This is a genomic window from Streptomyces sp. NK08204 (genome assembly GCF_020400585.1).
GTDB lineage: Bacteria > Actinomycetota > Actinomycetes > Streptomycetales > Streptomycetaceae > Streptomyces.
This window is the reverse complement of sequence record NZ_JAINVF010000002.1, coordinates 513,435-540,420: the sequence shown is the minus strand read 5'-3', so window position 1 is coordinate 540,420 and position 26,986 is coordinate 513,435. Positions and strand designations below refer to the sequence as shown.

General features: G+C 72.5%; 21 protein-coding genes. 8 read left to right on the top strand and 13 right to left on the bottom strand.

Features of this window, described 5'->3' with window-relative positions; all coding sequences use genetic code 11:
* Positions 1–41: 41 nt before the first annotated feature.
* Positions 42–353, bottom strand: a complete 312-nt coding sequence (locus tag K7G59_RS05455) for a helix-turn-helix domain-containing protein (RefSeq protein ID WP_225830755.1) — start codon at positions 351–353, stop codon at positions 42–44.
* A 47-nt stretch (positions 354–400) separates the two neighbouring features.
* Positions 401–664: a thiamine-binding protein gene (locus tag K7G59_RS05450; protein ID WP_225830681.1), complete on the bottom strand. Its 264-nt coding sequence runs from the start codon at positions 662–664 to the stop codon at positions 401–403.
* Positions 665–811: 147 nt separating this feature from the next.
* Between K7G59_RS05450 and K7G59_RS05445 the strand changes: the two genes are divergently transcribed.
* From K7G59_RS05445 to K7G59_RS05430, 4 genes are all read left to right on the top strand, one after another.
* Positions 812–1,669, top strand: coding sequence for a TIM barrel protein (locus K7G59_RS05445; protein WP_225830680.1), 858 nt, complete (start codon positions 812–814; stop codon positions 1,667–1,669).
* Positions 1,670–1,698: 29 nt separating this feature from the next.
* Positions 1,699–2,616 carry a 2-hydroxy-3-oxopropionate reductase gene (locus K7G59_RS05440; protein ID WP_225830679.1) on the top strand — a complete coding sequence of 306 codons (918 nt, stop codon included), beginning with the start codon at positions 1,699–1,701 and terminating at the stop codon, positions 2,614–2,616.
* Positions 2,617–2,786: 170 nt separating this feature from the next.
* A complete protein-coding gene (locus K7G59_RS05435; RefSeq protein ID WP_225830678.1) occupies positions 2,787–4,244 on the top strand; it encodes a catalase in 1,458 nt (485 codons plus the stop codon).
* 424 nt (positions 4,245–4,668) lie between these two features.
* Complete coding sequence (locus K7G59_RS05430) at positions 4,669–4,902, top strand: hypothetical protein (RefSeq protein ID WP_225830677.1); 234 nt, start codon at positions 4,669–4,671, stop codon at positions 4,900–4,902.
* A 467-nt stretch (positions 4,903–5,369) separates the two neighbouring features.
* Here K7G59_RS05430 and gcl read toward each other — a convergent pair whose 3' ends face one another.
* Complete coding sequence (gcl, locus tag K7G59_RS05425) at positions 5,370–7,154, bottom strand: glyoxylate carboligase (protein ID WP_225830676.1); 1,785 nt, start codon at positions 7,152–7,154, stop codon at positions 5,370–5,372.
* Between the two features lie 220 nt (positions 7,155–7,374).
* Between gcl and K7G59_RS05420 the strand changes: the two genes are divergently transcribed.
* On the top strand, positions 7,375–8,124 hold the full coding sequence (locus K7G59_RS05420; protein WP_225830675.1) for a hypothetical protein: 750 nt from the start codon (positions 7,375–7,377) through the stop codon (positions 8,122–8,124).
* Positions 8,125–8,197: 73 nt separating this feature from the next.
* Here K7G59_RS05420 and K7G59_RS05415 read toward each other — a convergent pair whose 3' ends face one another.
* A complete protein-coding gene (locus K7G59_RS05415) occupies positions 8,198–9,790 on the bottom strand; it encodes an AMP-binding protein (protein WP_225830674.1) in 1,593 nt (530 codons plus the stop codon).
* Complete coding sequence (locus K7G59_RS05410) at positions 9,787–11,460, bottom strand: AMP-binding protein (protein WP_225830673.1); 1,674 nt, start codon at positions 11,458–11,460, stop codon at positions 9,787–9,789. Before K7G59_RS05410 ends, K7G59_RS05415 begins: the two co-directional genes overlap by 4 nt.
* Positions 11,461–11,633: 173 nt before the next feature.
* On the opposite strand from K7G59_RS05410, the gene K7G59_RS05405 reads away from it, so the two are divergent.
* The 3 genes from K7G59_RS05405 (at position 11,634) to K7G59_RS05395 (ending at position 16,443) form a co-directional block, all read left to right on the top strand.
* Positions 11,634–12,473 (top strand): helix-turn-helix transcriptional regulator, encoded by an 840-nt coding sequence (locus tag K7G59_RS05405; protein WP_225830672.1) that lies wholly within the window; start codon positions 11,634–11,636, stop codon positions 12,471–12,473.
* 151 nt (positions 12,474–12,624) lie between these two features.
* Positions 12,625–15,444: an AAA family ATPase gene (locus K7G59_RS05400; protein WP_225830671.1), complete on the top strand. Its 2,820-nt coding sequence runs from the start codon at positions 12,625–12,627 to the stop codon at positions 15,442–15,444.
* A gap of 207 nt (positions 15,445–15,651) precedes the next feature.
* Complete coding sequence (locus tag K7G59_RS05395) at positions 15,652–16,443, top strand: trypsin-like serine protease (protein WP_225830670.1); 792 nt, start codon at positions 15,652–15,654, stop codon at positions 16,441–16,443.
* A gap of 118 nt (positions 16,444–16,561) precedes the next feature.
* On the opposite strand, the gene dmpI is transcribed toward K7G59_RS05395, so the two are convergent.
* From dmpI to K7G59_RS05355, 8 genes are all read right to left on the bottom strand, one after another.
* Positions 16,562–16,744, bottom strand: a complete 183-nt coding sequence (dmpI, locus tag K7G59_RS05390; protein ID WP_225830669.1) for a 4-oxalocrotonate tautomerase DmpI — start codon at positions 16,742–16,744, stop codon at positions 16,562–16,564.
* A 105-nt stretch (positions 16,745–16,849) separates the two neighbouring features.
* Positions 16,850–17,716: a LysR family transcriptional regulator gene (locus tag K7G59_RS05385; RefSeq protein ID WP_225830668.1), complete on the bottom strand. Its 867-nt coding sequence runs from the start codon at positions 17,714–17,716 to the stop codon at positions 16,850–16,852.
* A gap of 34 nt (positions 17,717–17,750) precedes the next feature.
* Positions 17,751–18,860 carry a winged helix DNA-binding domain-containing protein gene (locus K7G59_RS05380; RefSeq protein ID WP_225830667.1) on the bottom strand — a complete coding sequence of 370 codons (1,110 nt, stop codon included), beginning with the start codon at positions 18,858–18,860 and terminating at the stop codon, positions 17,751–17,753.
* A 284-nt stretch (positions 18,861–19,144) separates the two neighbouring features.
* Positions 19,145–20,446 carry an ABC transporter substrate-binding protein gene (locus K7G59_RS05375; RefSeq protein WP_225830666.1) on the bottom strand — a complete coding sequence of 434 codons (1,302 nt, stop codon included), beginning with the start codon at positions 20,444–20,446 and terminating at the stop codon, positions 19,145–19,147.
* Entirely contained in the window at positions 20,443–21,477 is a 1,035-nt protein-coding gene (locus K7G59_RS05370) for a hypothetical protein (protein ID WP_225830665.1), read from the bottom strand. Before K7G59_RS05370 ends, K7G59_RS05375 begins: the two co-directional genes overlap by 4 nt.
* Positions 21,474–23,000, bottom strand: a complete 1,527-nt coding sequence (locus tag K7G59_RS05365; protein ID WP_225830664.1) for a vWA domain-containing protein — start codon at positions 22,998–23,000, stop codon at positions 21,474–21,476. Before K7G59_RS05365 ends, K7G59_RS05370 begins: the two co-directional genes overlap by 4 nt.
* A gap of 56 nt (positions 23,001–23,056) precedes the next feature.
* Positions 23,057–25,294 carry a serine/threonine-protein kinase gene (locus K7G59_RS05360; RefSeq protein WP_225830663.1) on the bottom strand — a complete coding sequence of 746 codons (2,238 nt, stop codon included), beginning with the start codon at positions 25,292–25,294 and terminating at the stop codon, positions 23,057–23,059.
* The gene (locus K7G59_RS05355; protein WP_225830662.1) at positions 25,291–26,982 is read right to left on the bottom strand and encodes a serine protease; all 1,692 of its coding nucleotides are present in this window, start codon (positions 26,980–26,982) and stop codon (positions 25,291–25,293) included. The genes K7G59_RS05360 and K7G59_RS05355 overlap by 4 nt, the downstream gene beginning before the upstream one ends.
* Positions 26,983–26,986: the final 4 nt, after the last annotated feature.

The following is a 26,986-nucleotide window of genomic DNA, read 5'->3' as shown; positions in this document are numbered from 1 at the left end:
TAACAAGCTCCGGCGGGGCTCCCCCGGGCCCGCCCCGGGCGTCAGCTGCCCTTCTCCCGGTTGAGGTAGTTGTAGACCGTGAAGCGGCTGACGCCCAGCGCGCCGGCCACGGTCTCCACGCCATGGCGCACGGCGAAGGCGCCGCGCGCCTCCAGGGTGCGCACGACCTCCTGCTTGGCCTTGCGGTCCAGGTCGGCCAGGGGCCGGCCCTGCCGTCGCTCCATGGCGGCGAGGATGTGGTCGAGGGAGTCGGCGAGCTGGGGCAGGCGCACGGCGACGACATCGACGCCCTCCCAGGCGAGGACGACGTCCTCGGGGCCGGCCTCGTCGGGCGGGAGAAGCTCCCCGCCCATGGCGTCGACCAGCGGTTTCACGGCCGCGATGAAGGGCTCGTCCCTGGTCACCTATCGCCCTCCCCGGTTGCGTCCCCGAGCACGTTGACCTGGAGCGAGACCCGGGTGGCACCGGCCTGAAGGGCCTTGCGCAGCAGTGCGTCCACGGCGGTGAGCACGCTGTCGGCACCCCCCTCGGCCGTGTTGCCGAACGGGCCGACGTCGACGGCGTCCAGTTCGGCGGCCTCGATGACCTGCCGCGCCACCAGGGCATGCGCGGGCGCCTCGTCGAGGTCGAAGGGTTCGGTCGTGAACTCCACTCTCAATCGCACGCGCACAACCTAACGCGCGGCACCGATTTTCGGGCAGCTCCACCGGGTCCCCCTTGACAACCGGCGAGACGCGGTTGCAATCTTCCGTTACGCAGAAACGAACTTCCGCAATACGGAATCTGAATCACGGAAGGGAGCGCGGCCCGAATGCCGGGTTTCGGATCGAGCACAGCCGCAGACCAGCGCTTCAACGTCAACCTGTCGATCCTCTTCACGGAACTCCCGCTCCTGGAGCGCCCCGCGGCTGCCGCCGCGGCGGGCTTCTCGGCGGTCGAGCTGTGGTGGCCCTGGGTCGACTCCCCCACCCCCGAGCAGCGCGGGCTCGACGCCCTGAAGCAGTCGATCGAGGACGCGGGCGTCCAGCTGACGGGACTGAACTTCTACGCCGGACAGCTGCCGGGCCCCGACCGCGGCGCCCTGTCGATCCCCGGTGAGGAGTCGGAGAAGTTCCGCGCCAACATCGACATGGCCGCCGGCTTCGCCGAGTCCCTCGGCTGCAAGGCCCTGAACGCCCTCTACGGCAACCGCGTGGACGGCGTGGACCCGGCCGAGCAGGACGCGCTCGCCCTGGAGAACCTGGCCCTCGCGGCCCGCGCGGCCGACCGGATCGGTGCGGTCCTGCTGATCGAGGCGCTGAACCGGCCCGAGTCACCGCGCTACCCGCTGCTGTCGGCGCCGGCCGCCGTCGAGGTCGTCGACAAGGTCAACGCGGCGACGGGCCTGGGCAACGCCAGGTTCCTGATGGACCTGTACCACCTGTCGATGAACGGCGAGGACCTGCCCTCGGTGATCGAGCAGTACGCGTCGAAGACCGGCCATGTGCAGATCGCCGACAACCCGGGTCGCGGCGCCCCCGGGACGGGCTCGCTCCCTCTTCTTCAGCTGCTCGACCAGCTGAAGAAGGCCGGTTACGACGGCTGGGTGGGCCTGGAGTACAAGCCGGGCGACCGCCCGAGCCGCGAGGCCTTCGACTGGCTCCCGCGCGAAGCGCGCCCGACCCCCTGACGCTGCAGAGCAGTGAGAGAGGCACCCCCATGAGCAACACCCTCACGGATCCTTCCCGCCCGACCCGCCCGGCGATTGCCTGGATCGGCCTCGGGATCATGGGCTCCCCCATGTCCGAGAACCTGATCAAGGCGGGCTACCAGGTCACCGGCTACACCCTGGAGCAGGACAAGCTGGACCGACTGGCCGCCGCGGGCGGCACCGCGGCCTCCTCGATCGCCGAGGCCGTGCGCGACGCCGACGTGGTGATCACGATGGTGCCCGCGTCCCCACAGGTTGAGGCCATCGCCTACGGCCCCGACGGAATCCTGGAGAACGCCAGGCCGGGCACCTTGCTGATCGACATGTCCTCGATCACCCCGCAGACTTCCATCGACCTGGCGAAGGCCGCGAAGGACAGGGGCATCCGCGTCCTGGACGCCCCCGTCTCCGGCGGTGAGGCCGGCGCCGTCGAGGCCGTGCTCTCGATCATGGTCGGTGGCGAGCAGGCCGACTTCGATGTCGCCAGGCCGGTCTTCGAGGCGCTCGGCAAGACCATCGTCCTGTGCGGCCCGCACGGCTGCGGCCAGACCGTGAAGGCGGCCAACCAGCTGATCGTCGCCGTGAACATCCAGGCGTGCGCCGAGGCCGTGGTCTTCCTGGAGAAGTCGGGGGTGGACCTGACGGCCGCGCTGGACGTCCTGGCCGGCGGCCTGGCGGGTTCGACGGTGCTGACCCGGAAGAAGGAGAACTTCCTCCACCGCGACTTCAAGCCGGGCTTCCGCATCGACCTGCACCACAAGGACATGGGCATCGTCACCGACGCCGCCCGCAACGTCGGTGCCGCCCTGCCGGTCGGCGCCGTGGTCGCCCAGCTGGTCGCCTCGCTGCGCGCCCAGGGCGACGGCGACCTGGACCACTCGGCCCTGCTGCGGGCCGTGGAGCGCCTCTCCGGCGCACAGGTCTGAGGCACCCAAGACGTCCGGGCGGCGCCGTCGCCGACACCTGTCCTGTCGCGCCCAGGCGCCGGCGCCGCCCGGATCCATCTTCAACAAACTGTTGACGCTCAGATTGCCCCCTCTCTAGGCTCCGCAAAGCGGAAGAAGATTTCCGCTGCCACCCGCACGGAAGGTCCACGATGTCGAAGCGCGTGCTCACGACAGAGTCCGGCGCCCCGGTCGCCGACAACCAGAACTCCGCCTCCGCCGGCGTCGGCGGCCCGCTCCTGCTCCAGGACCAGCACCTCCTGGAGAAGCTGGCCCGCTTCAACCGCGAGCGCATCCCGGAGCGCGTGGTGCACGCCCGTGGCTCCGGCGCCTACGGCCACTTCGAGGTCACGGACGACGTCACCGGCTTCACCCAGGCCGGCTTCCTCGGCGGGATCGGCAAGCGCACCGAGGTGTTCGTGCGCTTCTCCACGGTCGCCGACTCCCTCGGCGGCGCGGACGCGGTGCGCGACCCGCGCGGTTTCGCGGTCAAGTTCTACACCGAAGAGGGCAACTACGACCTCGTCGGGAACAACACCCCGGTCTTCTTCATCAAGGACCCGATCAAGTTCCCGGACTTCATCCACTCGCAGAAGCGCGACCCCTTCACGGGCCGCCAGGAGCCGGACAACGTCTGGGACTTCTGGGCGCACGCCCCCGAGGCCACGCACCAGGTGACCTGGCTGATGGGCGACCGCGGCATCCCGGCGTCGTACCGCCACATGAACGGCTACGGCTCGCACACCTACCAGTGGACGAACGCTTCCGGCGAGGCCTTCTTCGTCAAGTACCACTTCAAGACCAACCAGGGCATCCGCTGCCTGAGCAGCGAGCAGGCCGCGAAGACCGCGGGCAAGGACCCGAACTCCCACCAGACGGACCTGCTGCAGGCGATCGAGCGCGGGGTGCACCCGTCCTGGACCCTGTACGTCCAGATCATGCCGGCGGCCGAGGCGGCGGACTACCGCTTCAACCCGTTCGACCTGACGAAGGTGTGGCCGCACCGGGACCATCCGCTGCGGCGGGTCGGCCGCCTGGTGCTGGACCGCAACCCGGACAACGTCTTCGCCGAGGTCGAGCAGGCCGCGTTCTCCCCGAACAACTTCGTCCCCGGCATCGGCCCGTCCCCGGACAAGATGCTCCAGGGCCGCCTGTTCGCCTACGCGGACGCGCACCGCTACCGCCTGGGCGTCAACCACACACAGCTGGCCGTCAACGCCCCGAAGGCGACGACCGCGCAGAACTACGGCCGCGACGGCTTCATGGCGGCCAACGCGCAGGGCCGCCACGCCAAGAACTACGAGCCGAACTCGTACGACGGCCCGGTGCAGACCGGTCGCCCGCTGTCGGCCCCGCTGGCCGTGTCCGGCTACACGGGCAGCCACGAGGCGCCCCTGCACACCAAGGACGACGACTTCTTCCAGGCGGGCGAGCTGTACCGTCTGATGTCGCAGGAGGAGAGGTCCCGCCTCGTCGCGAACATCGCCGGCAGCCTGTCGCAGGTCTCCCGCGACGATGTGATCGAGAAGAACCTGGCCCACTTCCACGCCGCGGACCCGGACTACGGCAAGCGCGTGGAGGAAGCGGTCCGCGCCCTGCGCGAGGACTGAGGCCGAAGCCCGCGTCCGGGTCCCGACGGGGAGGTCGGGACCGGGCGCGTACGCCCCGCCGCCGGCGGGTGATCCGGATGAGGGGTGATCACCCGGTACGGCGGGCCGGGCGAGGACCGCGGTGGTGCGCGAGCCAGTGCGGTGGTGAAGGAATCGGGGCCGACTTCTCGACCTGAGGGAAGAAGACCCGGGCTCCGTCGCGGCCACCGCGGTCCCAGCCCCACCTCCCGGAGACTCCCTGAGACTCCCGGAGGGACTCCCGCTCCGTCCGGCGGCGCGAATGTCCTGTCGCGCCCAGCCTCGCGCCGTCGGACGGTCACCACACGGTGCGCAGCGCTCCCCTGTTCCAGGGGGGCGCTTTCGCGTTGCCCGGGAGGCAGGGGTTCGGCGTGCGTATCCGCCCCGCCCGCAGCACGCTGAAGGCATGGGCAATCCGACGCAGTATCCGCACATCGTGGTCCATGCCCCGGCCCTGGACGGCTCCCGGCGCGTCACCGAGGGAGAGGTCACCCTGGGGATCGCCTCCCACCTGGACGACGTCGTGGAGATCCTTCGGCTGGCCGACCTGGACCGGATCGAGGTCGAGGAGAGCGACCTCGTCGAATGGCAGGGCGGCGGGCCGGACGACTGGCCGGGCCTGTCGGAACACGAGATCTAGCAAGGCCGCGGACAACAACTTCCGTACGAGGCCTGCCAAGCCTCGAATCATCCTCTGAACAGCAGCATGGAGGCTTCGACGCACCCACGCCCCGGGCACATCACCGACGCGCGGGACCCGTCGGCGCGGGGGCGGCGGGTCCCGCGCACGGGGGCGCCGGGGCGGCCGAGCACCTCGGCCGCGGGCCGGCGGCCGGCTCGTCCCGGCACCGCCGAGCCCTCTGGCCCGAACACGCGAACGCCCCCGTCGGAATGACGGGGGCGTGGTGCGCGCAGGACGGCAGGGACCGGGGCGACAGGCGGGACGCCCGCGGACCGGCGGGCTCTCGACGCCGTGGGGCCGCCGCCCACCGGCCGTTCCCGCCGCTCACCGGGTCACCGGGTCACCGGGTCACCGGGTCACCGGGTCACCAGGCAGCGGCCGCGGCTCCGCCCGGACACCGAGGCGGCGCCGGTGCCGACCGGTGGTCAGACCTTCAGGGGCTTGATCGCCGTCGGCGAGTGACCGGGCTCGGTGGCGAGTTCCTCGAACTCGACCACGTTGCCGATGTCGTTGGTGCCCGACATGGAGATGTTGGTGACCCGCTCCAGGATCGCCTCGACCACGACCGGGACCCGGAACTCGGCCGCGAGCTTCTTGGCCTGTTCCAGGGCGGCGCCGAGTTCGTTCGGGTCGGTGACGCGGATCGCCTTGCAGCCCAGACCCTCTGCGACCTTCACGTGGTCGACGCCGTAGACGCCCAGCTCGGGCGAGTTGATGTTCTCGAACTCCAGCTTGACCTGGAAGTCGATGTCGAACGCCCGCTGCGCCTGGCGGATGAGACCCAGGTAGGAGTTGTTCACCAGGACGTGGATGTAGGGGATCTTGTGCTGGGCGCCGACCGCCAGCTCCTCGATCATGAACTGGAAGTCGTAGTCGCCGGAGAGGGCGACGACGGACGCCTCCGGGTCGGCCTTGGCCACGCCCAGCGCGGCCGGGACGGTCCAGCCGAGGGGGCCCGCCTGACCGCAGTTGATCCAGTGCCGCGGCTTGAAGACGTGCAGCATCTGCGCGCCGGCGATCTGGGAGAGGCCGATGGTGGAGACGTACCGGGTCTGCGGGCCGAAGGCCTTGTTCATCTCCTCGTACACACGCTGCGGCTTGATCGGGATGTTGTCGAAGTGGGTACGGCGCTGCAGGGTGGCCTTCTTCTCCTGCGCCGAGGCCGCCCAGGCGCTGCGGTCGGGCAGCTTTCCGGCCGCCTTCAGTTCCTTCGCCACCTCGACGAAGAGTTCCAGCGCGGCCTTCGCGTCGGAGGTGATGCCGTAGTCCGGGGCGAAGATCCTGCCGATCTGGGTGGGTTCGATGTCGACGTGGACGAACTTCCGTCCGGCCGTGTAGACGTCCAGCCTGCCGGTGTGGCGGTTGGCCCAGCGGTTGCCGATGCCGAGGACGAAGTCGGACTCCAGGAAGGTCGCGTTGCCGTAGCGGTGCGAGGTCTGCAGGCCGACCATGCCGGCGTTCAGCTCGTGGTCGTCCGGGATGACACCCCAGCCCATCAGGGTGGGGACGACCGGGGTCCCGGTCAGCTCGGCGAACTCGACGAGGAGGCCGGCGGCGTCGGCGTTGATGACACCGCCGCCCGCGACGATCAGGGGGCGCTCGGAGGCGCCCAGCAGCCCGATCGCCTTCTCGATCTGCGCGCGGGTCGCGGCGGGCCTGTAGACCGGCAGCGGCTCGTACGTCTCCGGGTCGAACTCGATCTCGGTGAGCTGCACGTCGATCGGCAGGTCGATGAGGACCGGGCCGGGGCGGCCGGAGCGCATGAGATGGAAGGCCTGCTGGAAGACGCCGGGGACCTGGGCCGCCTCCAGGACGGTGACCGCCATCTTGGTGACCGGCCTGGCGATCGAGGCGATGTCGACCGCCTGGAAGTCCTCCTTGTGGATCACGGCGGTCGGGGCCTGGCCCGTGATGCACAGGATCGGGATGGAGTCTCCGGTGGCCGAGTACAGGCCGGTGATCATGTCGGTGCCGGCGGGGCCGGAGGTGCCGATGCAGACACCGATGTTGCCGGCATGGGTACGGGTGTAGCCCTCGGCCATGTGGGAGGCACCCTCGACGTGGCGGGCGAGGGTGTGGGTGATGCCGCCGGAGGCCTTGAGAGCCGCGTAGAACGGGTTGATCGCCGCGCCCGGCACACCGAAGGCGTCGGTGACGCCCTCACGCTTGAGGATCTCGACTGCCGCGCGGGCAGCGGTCATACGGGCCATTGAGTACTCCTGCTTCGGCTGTCGGATGCGTACTCCCGTCGCGCCCTGCGGTGAGCACAGTGTCCAGTTCGCTGACTAACTTCCGAATAGCGGAATCTAACTTCTACTATTTGGAAGTAATGTAGGTGGGCAGGCGAACGTCGTCAAGAGTGGGCAAGTTCCGGACAGGCGGGGTAGGGCAGGAGGACGATGGGGGGCCCCGCGACGCCTTGGAGTGGCCATGCCCGAGAGCGTGCCGGTGTGCTGTCCGGCCTGCCGGCGCGAACACGTCTACGTCGCGCCGGTGTATCCGTGCGTCTGCGGTGCGTCCGCCGGTCCGCGGCTCGATCCGGCGACCGGCCCCACCGTGCGGGCCCACCGGGCCTGGGAGGACGAGTGGGTCACCGTGCCGTGCGCCTCCTGCGGACGCCCGGGCCTGTGGCCCCGCCCCGAGCTGGGCTGCCCCTGCGGCACCGTGCTGCATCCCGCGGTGAGCGCCGCACCGCCGCGGGGGCGCGAGGAGCCGGCGGCGCCGGACACCTCACGAGCCGGCCGGGCCGGTCAGGGCGGCCGGCCCGGTGCTCAGCCGCGCCCCGTGCGCACGGCGCGGGACGCCGTCACCGCCGCCCTGCTCTACCTCGGGTGGCTCGGTCACCGTGACGTCCGGCGGGCCGACCAGCGGCCCTCGAACGGGATCGTCCTCGCCGCGCGCGGGCTGCTGGCGCAGGTGGATCCGACCGTGCGCCCCGCCGCGCCGCGGGACGTGGAGTGTCTGTGGCTGACGGCGATGACGCAGTCCGCGGACTGTCTGTATTTCTCCCTCGCGGGCTACACGGACGAGGCGCGCGCCCGCGCCGCGGCGCTGGGCATCGCACTGTTCGTCCTCGGCCCCACGGGCACCCCACAGCCGGTGAACGACGCCGCCCGCACGCTCCACTTCGCGGGCGCGTCCCGTCCGGGCACCCGGGACCGCGACGGACGGACCGCCTGACGGCGCTCCGGGCGCCGGGCGGGCGGGTTCCGGTGCCGAGTGTGACCCCCGTCCGCGCTCGGCACCGGAGGACTCACACCCCGTACCGCTCCCGCAGCTCGATCTTGCGTACCTTTCCGGACACGGTCATCGGGAAGGCATCGAGGATCTGCAGCCGACTGGGGACCTTGTAGTGCGCGAGCCTTCCCTGGCAGAAGCCGCGCAGCTCCTCCAGGGTGAGCGGGTCGGCCGCGTCGTGCGGGATGACACAGGCCAGGACCTCCTCGCCGTACGTCTCGTGCGGCACGCCGACGACCTGGACGTCCCTGATCTTCGGGTGGGCGTAGAGGAACTCCTCGATCTCCCGCGGGTAGATGTTCTCGCCACCCCGGATGATCATGTCCTTGATCCGGCCGACGATCTCGACGTACCCGTCCTCCCGCATCACCGCGAGGTCCCCGGTGTGCATCCAGCGACCCGCGTCGACGGCCTCGGCGGTCTTCTCGGGCTCGTTCCAGTAGCCGAGCATCACGCTGTAGCCGCGGGTGCACAACTCCCCCGCCGCGCCGCGGGGCTGGGTGACACCGGTGACCGGATCGACGATCTTGACCTCCAGGTGCGGCAGCACGCGGCCGACGGTGCCGGTGCGGTGCTCCAGGTCGTCGTCCATGCGGGTCTGCAGGGAGACCGGGGAGGTCTCGGTCATGCCGTAGCAGATGGACACCTGCTCCATGTGCATCTCGGCGACCACCCGCTTCATCACCTCCACCGGGCAGGGGGAGCCCGCCATGATGCCGGTGCGCAGCGACGAGAGGTCGTACGTGGCGAACTCGGGCAGGTTCAGCTCCGCGATGAACATCGTCGGGACGCCGTAGAGCGAGGTGCACCGCTCCTGCTGGACCGCCTCCAGCGTGGCCCTCGGGTCGAAGGACGGCGCCGGGATGACCATGCACGCGCCGTGCGAGGTCGCGGCCAGGTTGCCCATCACCATGCCGAAGCAGTGGTAGAAGGGCACCGGGATGCAGACCCGGTCCTGCTCGCTGTAGGCGATCAGCTCACCGACGAAGTAGCCGTTGTTGAGGATGTTGTGGTGGGAGAGGGTGGCGCCCTTGGGGAAGCCGGTCGTGCCCGAGGTGTACTGGATGTTGATGGGGTCGTCGCAGGACAACTCCTCGTACGGGGCGTCGCCGGTCCCGCGCGTGAGCAGCGCCTCCCAGCTCGGGTCGCCGATGTACACGACCTCGCGCAACCGCGGGCAGCTGCCCCGCACCTGCTCCACCATCGCCCGGTAGTCGCTCGTCTTGTGGCTGAGGGAGGCGAACAGCAGCGTGACGCCGGCCTGGCCCAGGACGTACTCGACCTCGTGGGTGCGGTAGGCGGGGTTGATGTTGACCATGATCGCGCCGATGCGGGCGGTGGCGTACTGGACCAGGACCCACTCCGGGCAGTTGATCGCCCAGATGCCCACCCGGTCGCCCTTGGTGACCCCGGAGGCGGCCAGCGCCTGCGCCAGTTTCTCGACGTCCACGCCGAATTCGGCGTACGTCCAGCGCCGCCCCGACGGCACGTCCACGAGCGCCTCGCGGTCCGGCCAGGCCGCCACGGCCCGGTCCAGGTTGGCGCCGATGGTGTCCCCGAGCAGGACGGTCTCGCTCGTCCCGTGCGTGTACGACAGCGGTGCGGTCACCGGAAGTCCTCCTCGCGGTACTCGTCCGCGCAGCCCGCGGCGGTCGCCTCGCGCAGTTCGATCCGGCGGATCTTGCCGGAGACGGTCTTGGGAAGCGTGCCGAACTCCAGCCGGCGGATGCGCTTGTAGGGGGCGAGCACCTCGCGCGAGTGCTCGAAGATGACCTTCGCGGTGTCGGGGCCGGGCTCCCAGCCCTCGGCGAGGACGACGTACGCCTTGGGCACGGCGAGCCGCAGCTCGTCCGGTGCGGGCACGACGGCCGCCTCGGCCACCGCCTCGTGCTCCAGCAGAGCGCTCTCCAGCTCGAACGGGCTGATCTTGTAGTCGGAGGCCTTGAAGACGTCGTCGGCGCGGCCGATGTAGGTCAGGTATCCGTCCTCGTCCCGGGCGGCGATGTCCCCGGTGCGGTAGTAGCCGCCGGCCATGGCCTCCGCCGTGCGGTCGGGGTCGCCGTGGTAGCCGGCCATCAGGCCGACCGGGCGCTCGGACAGGTCCAGGGCGATCTCGCCCTCGGTGGCACCGGGGGCACCGGAGACCGGGTCGAGCAGCTCCACCCGGAAGCCGGGGCTGGGCCGGCCCATCGAGCCCGTCTTCAGCTGCTGGCCGGGGCTGTTGGAGACCTGCACGGCGGTCTCGGTCTGCCCGAAGCCGTCCCTGATGGTGACGCCCCAGGCCCGCCGCACCTGCTCGATGACCTCGGGGTTGAGCGGCTCACCTGCGGCCACCACCTCGCGCGGCGGGGTGCGCAGCTGGGTGAGGTCGGCCTGGATGAGCATGCGCCACACGGTCGGCGGGGCGCAGAAGGTGGTGACCCCGGCCCGGTCCATCTCGGCCATCAGCCGGGCCGCGTCGAACCGCGTGTAGTTGAAGACGAAGACGGTCGCCTCCGCGTTCCACGGGGCGAACAGGTTGGACCAGGCGTGCTTGGCCCAGCCGGGCGAGGAGATGTTCAGGTGCACGTCGCCGGGCCTGAGCCCGATCCAGTACATGGTCGCCAGGTGGCCCACCGGATACGAGGTGTGCGTGTGCTCGACCAGCTTGGGCCGGGCGGTCGTGCCGGAGGTGAAGTACAGCATCAGCGGGTCGTCGGCGAGGGTCGGCCCGTCGGGGACGAACTCGGCGGACTCCGCGTACGCGTCCTCGTAGGGCTCCCAGCCCGGCACCGGCGCTCCGCCGACCGCGATGCGGGTGTAGGCGCCGGGCACGTCGGCGAACTTGGGCGCGTCCTCGGTACGGACCACGACGTGTCTGACCCGGCCCCGCTCCACGCGGTCGGTGAGGTCGGCAGGCCCGAGCAGCGGGGTGGCCGGGATGACGACGGCGCGCAGTTTCATCGCGGCCAGCGCGGTCTCCCACAACTCGGCCTGGTTGCCGAGCATCACCAGGATGCGGTCCTCGGCGCCGACGCCCCGCGCGCGCAGATGGTTGGCGACCCGGTTCGAGCGCTCGGCCAGCTCGGCGAAGGACAGCCGGGTCTCGGCACCGTCCTCCTCGACGATGTGCAAAGCGGTCCGGTCGTTGCCGACGGCGATCGCGTCGAACCAGTCCAGCGCCCAGTTGAACCGTCCGGGACGCGGCCAGGAGAAGCCGGCGTAGGCGGTCGTGTAATCCTCGCGGTGCTCCAGCAGGAAGTCCCGGGCCCTGCGGAACAGCTCCGTGGCCGTCGTCATCGGTCGTCCTCCTCATTCTCCGAGCCGTCCCCCGCGGGCACGTTCAGCCGTGCCCCTTTTCGGCCACTCCCCTGATCCGGACCATTGCCGGGCGGCTCCCCGGCATCGTCTAATCCGTGATACAGGTCTCACTACCCCCGAACGGGGGTGGACCGCACCGAAGGAGCGATGTGGTGGCAGGAGAGACCGTGACGGCGTCGGAGATACGCGGCGCGCTGGCCCGGCTGCGGCGCGCCACCGGACTGCCCGTCGCGTTCGGCGGGCTGGTCGAGTACGGACGGCCGCGGATCCGGATCAGTGAACTGAGCGGCACCCACACGGCCTCCCTCAGCTCGCTCGCCGTGACCTCCGGCAACGGGCTCGGCGGCAAGGCGGTGGCGCTGGCCCGGCCGTGCGCGGTGACGGACTACTCCAGCTCCCGGCACATCAGCCACGAGTACGACGCGCCGGTGGCCGCCGAGGGAATCCGCTCGGTGATCGCGGTGCCGGTGGTGGTGCGGCGCCGGGTGCGCGGGGTGCTGTACGGCGCGCTGCGTGCGGCCCAGCCGCTCGGCGACCGGACGGTGACCGCCGCGGTGGAGGCGGCACGGGACGTGGAACAGGCGCTCGTGGTGCGGGACGAGGCGCAGGAGCTGCTGGCCGCGGCCCGGCCGGAGCCCGCCGAGGACGCCCGGGAAGGGGGCGCCGCCTGGGAGCAGGTGCGTGAGGCGCACGCGGCGCTGCGCTCGCTCGCGCCCCGGATCGACGACCCCGAGCTGCGGGCCGAACTGCTGGCCGCCTGCGGGATGCTGGCCGAACCGGTCCCGGTCCAGGGCGGCGCGGCTCTGGCCCCGCGGGAGCTTGACGTGCTGTCCTGGGTGGCGGCGGGCGCGACCAACGCGGGGGTTGCCGAGCGGCTGGGGCTGCGCCCGGAGACGGTCAAGGGATATCTGCGCTCGGCGATGCGCAAGTTGGGCGCACACACACGAGGGGAGGCGGTGACAGCGGCGCGCAGGGCGGGACTGCTGCCGTAGGGCGCACGGTAAGGAAACCTGTCCATTCATGCGGCGACGCCTTGAATTTCCTCACGCTTGGCCGTTTGTTATTTCCCTCACCACGGCTTCCGTCCGAATTCAGGGGATCGTTGCCTAGAATTTGGCCCGGACACGACACAGGAGGGGAGCGGTGACCGTGCGACGGGACTTCCGGGAGCCTGCCCGATGCCGCACCGACCTGGTCATCGGCCGCGAAGAGCTGTTCACCACCGCCCGCGAACAGCTCGCCTCCGGGGGCAGTGTGCTGCTCCACGGCCCGGCCGGAATAGGGAAATCGACCGTCCTGCGCGCATTGGCCGAGGAATACGGCGCCACCGCGCACACCGTGTTGCGCTGCTCGGCCACCGAGTCGGAATCGCACCTGCCCTTCCTCGCCCTCGCCGACCTCCTCGGCCTGGTCCTCGACGACGTCGCCCCGCGGCTGCCCACCGCCCAGCGCACCGCACTGGAGTCGGCGCTCACCGGCCGCGGCGAGTCCAGCCTCCTGCGGGACGGCCTCGCGTTGCGTCTGGCGGTGCTCTCCGCGCTGCGCGCGCTCGCCGAGCGCGGCCCGGTGCTGGTCGTCGCGGACGATCTGCAGTGGCTCGATCCGGCCAGCGCCGAACTGCTCGGCTTCGCCGCCCGCCGCCTGGAGGGCACCACGGTGCAACTGCTGTGCGCGGTACGGACGGACGGGCCGGACAGCCAGGAGTACGACCGGCAACTGCGCGCCTGTCCGCCGGACACGACCGCCGTACGGCTGGGCCCGCTCAGTCACACGCAGGTCGCCCGGCTGCTCGACCACCGCGGGCACGGCGGCCTGCCGCGCTCCACGGTCCGCGAGATCCACCGCACCAGCGGTGGCAACCCACTGTTCGCCCTGGAGCTGGGCCGCGCCCTCGCCGACGGGCCCACCCCGCCCCGGCCGGGCGAGCCACTGCCGGTCCCGACCTCGCTGCGCGCCCTGGTGCTCAGCCGCCTGGACATGCTGTCCGTCGAGGCCCGCCGCACCCTGCTGGTGGCCAGCGCCGGCGCCCGCCCCACCACGACGCTGCTGCACGCGGCCGGCCGGGAGAACGCCGAGGCCGAGTGCGCCCAGGCCGCCGAACTCGGGCTGCTCGCCACCGGGCCGGAGGACCCCGCCGTACGGTTCGCGCACCCGCTGATCTCCGCCGCGCTGTACGCCGAGGCCCCGGCCCACGAGCGGCGGGCCGCGCACGCCGCGCTGTCCACCGCGGCCTTCGACCCGATCGAGCGGGCCCGGCACCTGGCTCTCGCCAGCACCGGCACCGACCCGGAGGTGGCCGCCCGGCTCGCCGAGGCCGCCGCGCTCGCCCGCGACCGGGGCGCGCCCTCGGTAGCCGCCCAGCTGGGCCTGCTCGCCGCCCGGCACACGCCCGCCTGCAGCCCGCCGGGCCCGGACGAGCGCAGGCTGCAGGCCGCCGAGGACGCGATCACCTCCGGCGATCTCGACCTGGCCCGGGACATCGCCCGGGAGGTGCTGACCGGGTCGACCGTGCCCGCCGAGCGGGTGCGGGCCTGGATCATCGTCATCGACACCGCCGGCCACACCATGGCGGAGGTCGACGCCGCCTTCCCGCAGGCGCTCGCCGACGCCGGGGACGACCCCCGCCTGCTGGCGCTGGTCCACTACCAGCTGGCCTGGCGGGCGCTGATCGTGCAGGGCGACTTCACCGAGGCCCGCGAGGCCGCCGCGCACGCGGCCGAGCTGGCCGCCCGTGGCGCGGACCGGCGCACCGAGTTGCTCGCCCTCGCCTTCCAGGCGCAGACCGAGACCCTGATGGGCCACCCGGAGGCCCCCCGGACCATCCAGCGCGCCCTGAAGGAGCCTCAGGACCCGAGGGTGTCCTGTCATCACAACGGCGCGGGCAGCGCCCGGTTCCGCTGGCTGGTCATGGGCGACCAGCTGGCCGAGGCGCGGATCGCCGTCACCGGGCTGCTGCGCGAGGTGCGCCGGCGCGGCTCGGTGGAGAGCGAGGTGCACTTCCTGCGCGGCCTGGCCGAGACGGAGTTGCTCGCCGGGCACTGCGGGCGCGCCCTCGACCTGGCCGGCGAGAGCCTCCGGCTGGCCCGGGACTCGGGGATCGGGGAGACCGCCTCGGCGGTCATCAGCTCGCTCGCGGAGGCCTCCGGCGGGGACGTGGACCGGGCGTTGTCGCTCGCCCGGGAGGCGGCGCATCAGGCCGAGGAGGACGGCGACCAGATGTACCTGTCGCGGGCCCTGGGCGCGCTCGGGTACGCCCAGCTGGTCGCCGGGGACCCGGCGGGCACCGTACGCTCGCTGCGCCATGTACGACGGCTGGAACTGGCCCTCGGCATCACCGACCCGGCGCGGGGCCGGTGGCAGGGCGACCTGGCCGAGGCGCTGGTCCGGATCGGTGAACCGGCCGAGGCGCAGGACGTCCTGGACGTCAGCCGCGAGCACGCCCTCAGACTGGGCCGGGAGAGCGTCCTGGCCGTTCTCGACCGGTCCGAGGCCCTGGTGCGCGCCGCGCACGGCGACCGGGACGCCGCGATCGCCCAGCTGACGTCCGCTCAGGACCGGCTGGGCAAGCTCGGCTACGGCCTGGAGGAGGCACGGGCGGCGTTCGCGCTGGCCCGGCTGCGCGGCCGGCACCTCGGACCGACGGCGTTCGACGAGGCCGCCCGGATCTTCCGCCGCTGCCGGGCACTGCCCTGGCTGCGCCAGGTGGAGCAGGCCCGTACCGCGCCCGAGCCGGACCGGGCGCCGGCCGCGCCCGCGGCCATGGACGCGCTGGAGGGGCTGGCCGCGATGGAACGTCAGGTCGCGGCGCTGGTCATGGAGGGCGCCACCAACCGGGAGATAGCCGCACGGCTGTTCGTCAGTGTGAAGACGGTGGAGGCGACCCTGACCCGGGTCTACCGCAAACTGGGGATCCGATCGCGTGTGGACATCGTCCGTTTGGCGGCAGGTCGCCGCGCGAACTGACAACTCGGCCGGTTAACTGAACCGGACCGAGGGTTTTCCCTCACCCCACCCCCCCTAGGGGGTTCCCTCATTGGGAGCTGGGGGTTCCGGGTCCTAGCGTAAGGGGCGTGCCGCTCGCCCGGGCACACGGGTCGGTCCCCGTGACCTCCCGTGCTGTACCCCCCACCCCGTGCGATCCCCCACCGGCATCCCCCACTGAGGAGACTCATGTTCGGGCCCAGACGTCTCAGACAGAACGCCGCGACCCTGGTGGCCACCGCCGCCGCCGCGGCGACCGCGCTCGTCACCGCCCCCACGGCGACGGCCGCACCGCAGCCGATCGTCGGCGGTACGGCCACCACGACGGCCGCATACCCGTTCGTCGTGCAGATCACCGACGCGTCCGGCAACCAGTTCTGCGGGGGCACCCTGGTGGGGGCCAGGAAGGTCGTCACGGCGGCACACTGCATGGCCGGCGAGACCACCGGCGGCGTCCGTGTGGTCGGCGGCCGGACCTATCTCAACGGCACCGACGGCACGGTGAGCCGGGTCAGCAGGATCTGGATCGACCCGGGGTACACCGACGCCACCAACGGCCACGACGTGGCCGTGGTGACCCTGGCGACCACGATGCCGTACACCCCGGTGTCGTACGTCTCCTCCTCCCAGACGGGCATGTACGCGGCCGGCACCACGGCCCGGGTCCTCGGCTGGGGCACCACCTCGGAGAACGGCAGCTCCTCCAACCAGCTGCGGACCGCGACCGTGCCCGTCGCGTCCGACACCGTCTGCCGCTCCTCCTACGGTTCGGACTTCGTCCAGTCCGACATGGTCTGCGCCGGATACACGTCCGGCGGCGTGGACACCTGCCAGGGCGACAGCGGCGGTCCCCTGCTCGTCAGGGGCGTCCTGGCAGGGATCACTTCTTGGGGCGAGGGGTGCGCGGAGGCGGGTTACCCGGGGATCTACACCCGGCTGACCACCTTCTCGGACCTGGTGACCGCGCAGGTCAACTCGTGACCCGGAAGTCCTCCCGAGTACCCCTCGGGTAACGGCCAGGGGGGCGTTGCGAGCTACCACGAGCGGCCCGCAACGCCCCCCTCTCCAAGTTCCCCGGCTGTGCGCCGGTGGTGCGCGGCTACTTGTCGGCCGTGAGCTTCCCGGCGGCGCCCCAGCTGTCCGCCGGGACCTCGTGTATCCACACCTGCACGCTTTCCGCCGGGATGTTGTAGGCCTCGACGAAGGCGTCGGTGACGCGCTTGACGAGGTCCCGCTTCAGTGCGACATCGCGCGGGCCCTGCTGGACGGTGACGATCGGCATGACTGACTCCCTTGTGCGGGGCGGTGGTTGCCGCCTGCGTTCGCGGTGCACCCAGTTCATCGCGCAGCGCACCGTCGGCCAAGAAGCAGTCGGCGACCGCGGCGATCAGCTTTCGTGATCGCCGCAGGCCAGCAGTAGTTGCTGCAGATGCGGGCCGGGATCGGCGGTGCGGACGGCCAGGCCGGTGGGCAGGGCAAGGCCGGCGCCGCGGAAGGGGACGTAGGCCACCCGAGGGGTGTGCAGCACGCGGGCGTGGGAGGCGTAGACGACCGTCCACAGCGAACCGGCGCCGATGGTGGCGAGGGTGTCCTGGAGGGAGCCGCCCGCCGGTCCCGGCAGCGGTTCGAACCCGGCCGTGTGGCAGGCGCCGACGACCAGGTCCACCAGGGCGGGGTTGTTGCGGCGCGCGGTGAGGGCGAGGGGCAGCTCGGCGAGGTCGGCGACGTCGATCTCCGCGCGGGCCGCGAGGGGGTGCGCGGCCGGCAGGGCGGCCACCAGCGGGTCGGGCCACAGGGGCAGCACGCGCACGCCGGGCGGTGGTTCGGCCGCCCGCACGAAGGCGGCGTCCAGCCGGCCGGCCGCGACCCGGGCCAGCCGTTCGCCCACCGGCAGCGAGACCAGCTCGACGGGCACGTCCGGTGCCCGCTCGGCGAACGCGGCGAGCACCCGGTCCAGGTGGGTGCCGAGCCCGGTGCTGGTACCGACACGCAGCCCGGCGGGCACCACCACGCAGGCCCGTGCCTTCTCCACCGCAGCGAGCACGGCACGCGCCTCGGGCAGCAGCCGCTCCCCCGCCGCGGTCAGCCGCACCCGGCGCGGCGAGCGGTCGAACAGATCGGCGCCCAGCTCACGCTCCAGCCGCTGTATCTGCTGACTGACCGCCGACTGCACGATGTGCAGCCGGTCGGCCGCCCGTCCGAAGTGCAACTCCTCGGCGACGGCGATGAAATAGGCAAGCTGCCGCAGTTCCATGGCCCCGACTGTAGAACCTGCGCCCCGGGGCCGTTCACCGCTGCGCGACACTGCCGAACCGGATGTCGTACGCCTCCCCCGGGTGCAGCACGGCGAGCATCCGCTCCGCCTCCTGGGTGACCTCCGTGCGCCGGTTGCTGGTGAGCCTGCCGAAGGGCTCGATGACGAGGGTGTCGCCGTCCGTCTTCCAGAGGCCGGCGAGGAATCCGTCGACCAGGAAGGCGCGGTAGGGCTGGTTGCCCCGCACGGTGCGGCCCCGGTACTCGGGCGGTACGACGCGGGTGCGGTCGGCGTGGGAGAGGAGGAGGTTGTCGTACTCGGGCAGGAAGCGGGGCGGGGCCGGGGTGTCCGGGTCGGGGCGCGGGGCGTCGGGCAGGTCGAAGAGTTCGACGCCCTGGGGGTCGCGGAAGGTCAGCAGCCGCGGGCGCAGACGCTCGAACGCCTCCTTCAGCCGGGTGAGTCCCGCCCAGGTCTGCATGTCCTTGACAGAGGCCGGGCCGAAGGCGGCGAGGTAGCGCAGGACCACCGCGTCCGGTGCCGGGTCCTGTTCGGCGGGCCGCCCCAGCCAGTGCTCGGCGGTGGTGAGGGCGACCTGGCCGCTTCGGCCCCACAGGCCGCGCGGGGTGACCTGGACCAGGGGCAGGGTGCAGCGGGCGGCGGTGAAGAGGGCCTGCGGGTCGGCGTCCGGCCACTCGGCCCCGAGCGCCGCGCGCAACTGGGCCGGGGTCCGCGGCTCGTCCTCGACCAGCTGACGGGCGAGCGCGGCGAGCCGGCCGAGGTCGACACCGGTCAGCCCCTTGCGGAAGAGCGCCAGTTCGCGGTCCCGGGCGGGCTGGACGAACGGACGCAGGGCAAGGCAGTCGTCGGCGGTGTGGGTGTGGAGGGTGGAGCGCAGGGTGACGATCCGGACGGCCTCGCGGGCGGCCATGGACGCGGAGAGGTCCTCGGGGGTGAAACGGTCCAGGCGGGCGGCGAGGGCGTAGTACGGCGGCTTGACGTTCTGCGCCTGCAGGCCGAGCAGATGCCGTACGGCGTCCTGGGCGGCCAGCGGGGAGCGGCGCAGCAGGAGCTGGCGGTCCAGGGTGGCGCGGTTGAGGGCCCGGGTGTCCAGCAGGGGCGCCGTGGCTGCGCTGCTCTTCGTCATGCCCGCACGCTAACGCCGCTTGCGGACACCTGCTGTCCGCAACCGGCGTCCTCCGAACGCCGCACGGGTCGCGGATGTCTGCGCGAGCGGGCCGCCGCTGTCCTGCTCGCACCCCGCTGCCTGATCACGCCGTACGCAGGCCCGTACGCGGACTCGACGGAGAGGCAGCCGATGCCGAACGACCCGACGGCGGGAACGGCGGCGGCCCAAGCCCGTCTGGCGCCGTGCCCCCCGCCCCGCCACAGCCGCGGCACCGTCCGGCGCCTGCGCGGCACCAGGGCCGGTCACCCCGACGCCGGCATCCGGTCGCACACCGACTGGAGCCAGGTGAGGCCCTTGGCGCGGCGCAGGGAGTCCAGGTTCTTCAGGAGGCCGTCCAGGTGTTCGGGGTGCGCGAGGAAGTCGATGACCGCCTCCGCGAAGGCGTCACGGACCGTGGGTGGCATGGCGTCGGAGGCGTCGAAGCAGTGGACGGCCTGCTTGTCGAGGAGGATGGCGGACAGGGAGCGATGCCATGCGGAAGCCTCGGCGCGCTGGGCCCCGGCGGCGACGGAGAAGCCCGATTCCTTGGCGTTCCAGGCCCGTTGGGCGTCGGCCGAGGCGAGGTAGCGGATCAGCTTCCTGGCCTGCGGTGTGGCGTTGAGCAGGGCGACCAGGTCGCCGGAGACCTCCCAGGCGTGGCGGGCGGTGGCGTGCGGGATGAACCGGGACGAGGGCTCGTACCGGCCGTCGACGTGCTGCCAGCGCTTCTCGTCGCGTATGTACGACCCCTGGTGCTCCAGCGTGCACCCGGGCGGCGTGCGGGTGATCGGATCGGAGGCCTGCTTGTACCCGGTCTTGAGGATCGACAGGACGTTCGCTCCGCCTGCGTCGACCATCCGCCCCCAGGTCTTCCACGCCCGCTTCATCGGTGCCGACTGCCAGATCCGCGCCTCCCCGCGCGCCCACCGCTCGTAGAACTCCGGGCCGTTCTGCTGCAGGACGATGTCCTCGACCCAGTCGGTGCCCGGCCAGCCGCTGGTGGCACCGGATCCCATGCCGAGGCACCACTTGCCGGGCTGGGACGCGTCGTGCCGGCGTTGCTGGGCGCTCATGTCCCCCGGGTACCAGACGATGCTCTTCAGGTCGGCCTTGAGCGGGAACCAGTACAGGTGCCCGTCCACCTGGGTGGCCCAGGACTCGCTGAACTCATTCGGCGCGACCAGGCCGTCGAGGGGCTTGAGCACCTTCTCCCCCTGGTAGGCGGCCAGTTCACCGGGGCCGGTCAGGACCACGATGTCGGGCGGGGTGCCGGCCGCCACGTCGGCGCCGAGGACCTCGCTCTCGGCGGAGCTGCCCTGGTAGTCGACGTGGATGTGGTACCTGCGCTCGAAGGGCTCTATGACCGCCTCCTCGAAGTTCTGCTTGTCGGCGCCCTCCCAGTTGGCCAGCAGGGTGACGGTCGGCTCGGGCCGGAGGGCGCGTACGCTCACCACGACGGCCGCCGCCAGCAGGGCCAGGCAGATCCCCATCAGGGTGAGGGTGCGCGCCAGGCGGCGCCGGGAGGTCGGGGCGGCCGGTTCGGGGCCGCCGCGCCGGGCGCTCACCGGGGCCTGAACCGGTAGTCGGTGATGTGCCTCTGCAGTCCCGTCCGGGCCAGCGCCATGAGCAGGAGCCCTCCTATCACGATCCACACCGTGGCCGCCGCGTGGAAGCCGGTGTCCGCGAGGTACGAGGCGGTGCGCTGCCCCGCCGTGCGGATGCCCGGCCCGGTCAGCGGCCGGTCGAGTTCGCGGCGCGTGTGCGCCATGCCCCGGTGGGTCCAGAACGTGAACAGCGCCAGGGTGGTGCATCCGACCGTCAGCAGGAGTACGGCGGACAGGATGAAGGGGTTGTACTTGCGCCGGAAGCGGCGGCGCAGGAAGAGCTGGGTCTCCACCAGGGCCACGACGAGGGCGAGTGCCAGCAGTGCGGTCGCGCTCCAGCAGAGCCACAGCAGCGGCCCGAAGGAGGTCTGGCGGTGCACCGCGGCCCGCTGTTGGCGCCGCAGATCCGTCAGCCGGTCCTGGATCCCGGATCCGGGGGCCCTCAGGACGCTGCTGGCGTAGCTGAGGTATGCCTTGCGCAACACGCCGTCGGCGGCGTGCAGTTGGGCCTTCTCGACCATGCCGGCGTAGACGGTGATCAGCCCGGTGATGGTCTGCACGGCCTGGCGGCCCGCAGCTGCGCCGACGTCGTCCGCCGCGGCGGCGGCGAGGCTCTGCGCGGCGACGGCGATCTGCTTGCTGAACTCGCTGGTCGACGTCGTCGCCCCGGCATCCTTCTCGGCCTCGCCGAGCGCGTACCGCGCGGTGTCGATGGCGAGCACGGCCGGTGCGCTGGAGGTGCGCAGCGGGCGCGCGTCGCCGTGCACGCCCTCGTAGGAGACGAGGAGCGACAGGGTCAGCAGGGCGGACAGGCCCAGCAACAGCCGGTGCCGTACGGCGAGGTCGTGCGCGGTGGTACTGCCTTCCTCGGGCGGGCGCCGCCGCACGCCCGGTACGCGGCCGAGGAACGGGACGAGAAGCCGGGGCCACGCGGGCCGTGCCCGGCGGTCGGCCGGGGGCACACTCGGGCGGGTGCTCTGGGGGACGCTCATGCGGACTGCTCCCTCAGCCGCCGTCCGCAGTCGCCGCCGCAGTACACGGAGTCCGCCGGGCCGAGCCATCCGCAGTCCGGGCAGGCGACGAGATCGCGCGCCGCGGCCGGTGCGGGACCGGCGGCGCCGGGCCCGGCGGCCGTCGCGTGCGGGCCCGCGGCCGGCTGGGGCGGGGTGGTCATGGCGCTGGAGAGGATGAGGTGCTGCCAGTCGACGTCCTTCAGGCCGGCCCGGATCCGGCCGGTGCCCGGCTCGTCCTCGATCCGGCCCAGCGCGCCCAGCAGGTGGTCGTCGCCCAGCTCCGCGGCCAGCGTCACCGCCCGCGCCAGCTCCCGGTCGGCCACCCCGTCCCCCGTACCGCGCAGCCAGGCCCGGTACGCCCGCGCCACGGCGGCGCTCGCCTCCTGGTACTGCTCGTGCCGGCGGACGGCGGGATGCTGCCGGGAGGCGTCGAGCGGGTTGTTGGTCCAGCGGACCAGGATGGGCTGCGGGGCGGGCAGCCGTACCGGCCACTTGAAGTCGGGGACGACGACCTCGACGGCGGCGAGCTGGAGGTCCTCGCCCAGTTCGTGGCCGGTCGGGTCGGCGGCGAGGACCACCTGGAAGTGCCGGACCTCGTCGTTCCAGGCTCGGGTGACGTACTCCGTGCCGCGCTCGCCGGGGCCCGCGGTGGTGGCGCGGAGTTCCTGTTCGCTCGGCACCACCTGTTTGACCCGGCGGATCACCGTGCCGGGTGTGGGGGTCAGCCGGATGCGCAGTTCGGGGATCGCGGTGCCGAGCAGTTCGTGCATCAACTCCTCGTACCGTGCGGTCAGTTCCGACTCGTCACGGACCGCGCGGGCCTCGCCGTGCAGCCGCCGGACGATGCTCAGCAGCAGCTCGGCGTCCCAGTCGTCGCCGATGCCCCAGGCGTGGCAGATGAACCGGTCCTCGCAGTTGTCGAGGGCGCGCTCCAGGGTCATGTCCGCCCGGTGGTCGTGCTCGTTGCGTCCGTCGGTGAGCAGCAGGACGTGCTTGATGGGGGCGGACTGCTCGCTCAGCAGCCGCCGGGCCTGGTCCAGCCAGGTGCCGATGGCGGTGCCGCCGTCCGCGTCCAGGATCCGTACGGCGCGCTCGGCGGCGGCGCGCTCGGCAGGACCGGCGACGGCCATCTCCGCGCTGCCGGGGCCGGGGTGGACGACGGTGGCGTCGAACCGGCCGGAGAGCACGGCGAAGGCGGTGCCCTCGGGCAGCAACCGGATCGCCGCGACGGTGGCGTCCTTGGCGGCGTGCAGTTTCGTGGCGGGACGGAGCATCGAGCGTGAGGTGTCGACGATCAGCACCTCGGCGAGAGCGGGTCCGGCCCCGCCCACCGCCGCGGCCCCGCCCACGGGCCCGGTGTCCCTGTCCGTGCCGCCGCGGACGCCGATCTCCAGGATGGCGTGCATCTCGCGGTCGCGGAGCTGCCCGGCGGCGGGCAGGACAGGCAGCTCCTTCTGCTGACCGACCGCGAGGGTCACCTCGATCTGCCGGGCCACACTCATCGTTGCGGCTCCCTCCCACGGCTCGTCATCGGTTCGGTTTCCCTCGGGTTCGCCGGTCAGATCGTGGACATCGGACGGACGGCATGGGCCAGGTCGAGCAGCCGGCCGTGGTCCTGGGCGGTGCGGGCCTGGTCGGCGAGTTGCCGGAAGGAGTGCTCCAACAGGGTCCGCAACCGGTCCTCGGTGCCGTCGCCGAGCAGGTCCCCGCCCAGGAACTCCGGACCCCAGCCCGTTTCCGGGCGGCTGCGCAGGGCGTTCTCGCGGATCTCGGCGACCAGCCGGGCGCGTGACTCGCCGTCGTCCAGGCGCAGTTCATGCAGCCGCCGGACGGCGTCCCGCAGGTCGGTCACCGAGGGCGGGCGGCCGTCCAGGATGCCGGCGCGTATGCGCACGGCAGCGATCCGGGCGGCGTCGTGGTGTCTGGAGGTGGCGGGGACGTCGTCCAGGACGCGTACCGCGGCGTCCCGGTCGTGGCCGGCGAGGTGGCCGCGGGCCAGCCCGAACGCGGCGGCGGTGTGCGCGAAGTCCCGTCTCCACACGGCCTCGTAGAAGCGCATCGACGGCTTCCTGTCGCTGTCGTGCTCGGTGCAGTACCCGAGGGCCAGCTTGGGCACGTACTCGCCGGGCAGTGCCCGGTAGACGGCGTCGAAGCAGCCACCGGCCCTCTCCTTCACCTCGCCCTTGCTCAGATGCAGGACACCGCGGTGCCAGGCGATCCGCCAGTCGTGGACGGCGGCCCGTTCCCCGAGCTGGGTCTGCGCCTCGGCGAGCCAGCGCTCGGCCTTGTCCTGTTCACCGAGGCGGAGGTAGGCGCGGCACAGCCACAGCGCGGTCTCGGGGGTGCCGAAACGGGATTCGCGCCGCCACTGGACGGCGACCCGGTCCGGGGCGTCCGGCGGATAGGTGCCGAGCAGCAGGGCGGCCCCGTCGTCCGGGTCGGGCCGGGGTTCGGGGAGGGCGCCGGCCACCTCGGCGGCGGGGGGCGGACAGACGTCCAGTGCGGCGGGGCTGCCGGGCACGCGGCGGGTCCAGTGGGCGAGGGCGGGGATCGCGCCGAGTCCGGCGTCGAGGCTGGCCTCGCCGGCACGGAACCGCGTGGACGCCTCGGGCAGCTGCTCGCCGAACTGAAGGGAGCGGAACTCCCTCAGCACCTCCCAGAGCTGGCGGGACATCTCGGCGGCGGACCTGAACCGGGCGCGGGGTTCGGGGTGGGTGGCGCGGGCGATGAGCCGGCGGAAGGACTCGGGAGCGAGGCCGCGGGCACGTTCGGTGCCGTGGGCCAGGGAGGAGAGGGTCATGCCGACGGTGTACAGGTCGCTGTCGACGTGCCAGCCGCGGCTGTGGATCTCCTCCTTGGGCGGGGCGTGGGTCTCCGTGTACACAGGGGTGGAGGTGCGGTCGCCGATCGCGCGGACCGCGCCGAGGTCGATGATCTTGACGGCCCGGCCGAAGTGGATGACGTTGACGGGTTTCATGTCGCAGTAGAGCAGCCCGCGGTCGTGCAGGTACTCCAGGGCGCCGAGGATCTTGCAGCCGTAGCTGAGCACGTGGTCGAGGCGGGGGCGGCCATGGAAGATCCGTTCCACGTCCTCGGCGCCGAACAGCTGTCCCAGGGAGGGTCCGCCGATGTAGTCCATGACCAGGTAGCCCGTGGGCGGCCGGCCGGGGGCCTGGTGCTCGGCGTAGGTGATGATCCGGACGATGTCGGGGTGGTGCAGGTCGGTGAGGGAACGGCGTTCCTCGACGGCGTTGCGGCGGGCGAGGGCGTCGTTGGCGTTGATGAGGCCCTTGAGGACCACACGGTGGCCGTCGGCCCGGGTGTCCTCGGCGAGGTGGATCCAGCCGAGGCCGCCGTGCGCGAGGCAGCCGAGCACCCGGTAGTGGCCGGCGACCACGTCGCCCGGTCTCAGCTGGGGGAGGAAGGAGTAGGGGGTGCCGCAGCGGTGGCAGCGGCCGGTGAGGCGGGCGGGCTGGCCGCCGTAGCCGACGCCGACGATCATGTCGCAGCCGTCCGCGCCGCAGCGGCGGCCCTCCTTGGGCGGCCGGGGGTCCTCGATCAGCACGTCCTCGGGGACGGGGGCGGGGACGTCGGGCAGTACGACCAGTCCGTGCTGGTCGAGTTCGCCGACGCCCGCGACGACGTGGACGGGCGGCGGCCCGGAGGAGTCCTCGGCGGCGGTGTCGGGCGGCGGGGGCGGCCCGGTGCGCGGGTCGGGCTGCCGGCGCCCGCAGGTGTCGCAGTAGCCGGTGCCCATGATGTGGCCCGCGCAACCGGGCCGGACGCACGAGGTCATGGTGTGTCCTTGCGGCCGGGTGCGGTACCGGAGCAGTAGGCGATGAACCGTCCGGCGGCCGCCTCGGCCTCGTCGACGTCACAGGGGATCTGGTGCAGCAGGGACAGGGCGAATTCGTAGTACTCGTACGCCTCCATGACCTGGTCGCCGCGGTCGGCGGCGCGCTCCCTGAACAGCGGCCACTCGGCCTTGACGCGGCCGAGGAGTTCGTCGCGCCGGCGCAGCCGGGCATCAAGGGCGGCGATCGCCTGCTCCAGGCGCCGACGGCGGCGTTCGGCGGCGTCCTCGAAGGTGAACAGCAGCTCGGCCCGGCGGGATTCGCGTTCCTGTTCGGGGGCGTGGGCGGTCCAGGCGCGCAGCATCCGGGTGCGCCGCAGCCCTGCCTCGGCCTGGTCCAGCAGCTGCCGGGTTCCGGGGTCGGGCAGCACGCGGTCCCGGCGTTCGTGAAGCGCCGGGCCCAATTCCTCGGTGATGCGGTGGAGTTCGGCGTCCAGCATGTCCCAGCGGTCGCGCAGCGGGCGGTCCACGAGGGCCTGTGCGGCCCGTTCGGCGTGCTGCCCCGGGTGGCGGAACACCAGCAGCAGACGCGCCCTCTGCCGGGTGAGCCCGTCCAGCAGGGCGAGCAGGGCGTCGGGGTCGGCGGCCTGGTCCACGCCGACGAGGACGGCGGCGAGCGACCCGCGCAGTGCGCCCAGCCGTTCGGGCCGCGGGTCGTCGCGGATGCCGAGCCGCTCGGCGATCCGGTCGAGGAGTTGGCCGACCGTCAGGTCTGCGACGTCGATCGCGATGTCGTGGCCGCCGACCGGGGGGACGGTCTCGGGCGGGTCGTGGCTGAAGGCGCTGGTGTTGTCCTGGTTGCGCAGCTCTCGGTCGGCCAGTGTGATCGCACGTTTCAGGGTCCAGGCGCGGTCGCCGTGGGCGGGGACGACGGTGACGAGCACCGGCCAGCCCTCGCCGCGGAACCAGGAGGCGAGTTCAGCGGCGAACGGCACGTCGAGTTCCCCGGTGCCGCCGGTCGCACCGGTGCGCAGGCTCGCACTGACGGCTTCGACGCCGTCGGTCCACGCGGCGACCTGCGGCAGATGTCTGAGGATCGTCTCGGTGGGGCTCATGTAGCTGAACGTGGAGGCGGGCCCGTCGTCCACGCTGAGGACGATGCCGATGACCTCGTCGGTGGCGTGGTCGACCACCCCCCCGCCGCTGAAGCCGGGGGCGGCCAGTTCGCCCGGGGTCTGCGGGCGCAGTTGCACCTGGCTGTCCCGGCCGCGGGCGGCGACCAGCGTGGCGCCGTGCCAGCGGCCCCCGTCGTCGCCGGCCGGGAAGCCGTACATGCTCACGGCCCCGTAGGGGGTGGCCAGCCGGTAGAGCCGGGTGGTGTGCCGGGCGGGCATCGGTTCGGCCAGGCGCAGCAGGGCGACGTCGCCGCTGCGGTCCCCGAAGTCGTCCACCCGCTGCGGCACGTGTTCGTCCGCGCCGGCGGTGGCGGGGACGCCGGGCACGCCGGGGACGCCGACGAAGCGGACGACATAGGGCAGGCCGGGATTGACGACATGGGCCGCGGTGAGCACCCGGTCGGGGGCGAGCAGGACTCCGGCGCCGAGGACCCGCCCGTCCGGTTCCTCGATGCGGGCGATCCAGGGCGGCATGCGTAACCGCGTGGTGACGGCTCGCTCCCCCGTGCGCGTCATGGCA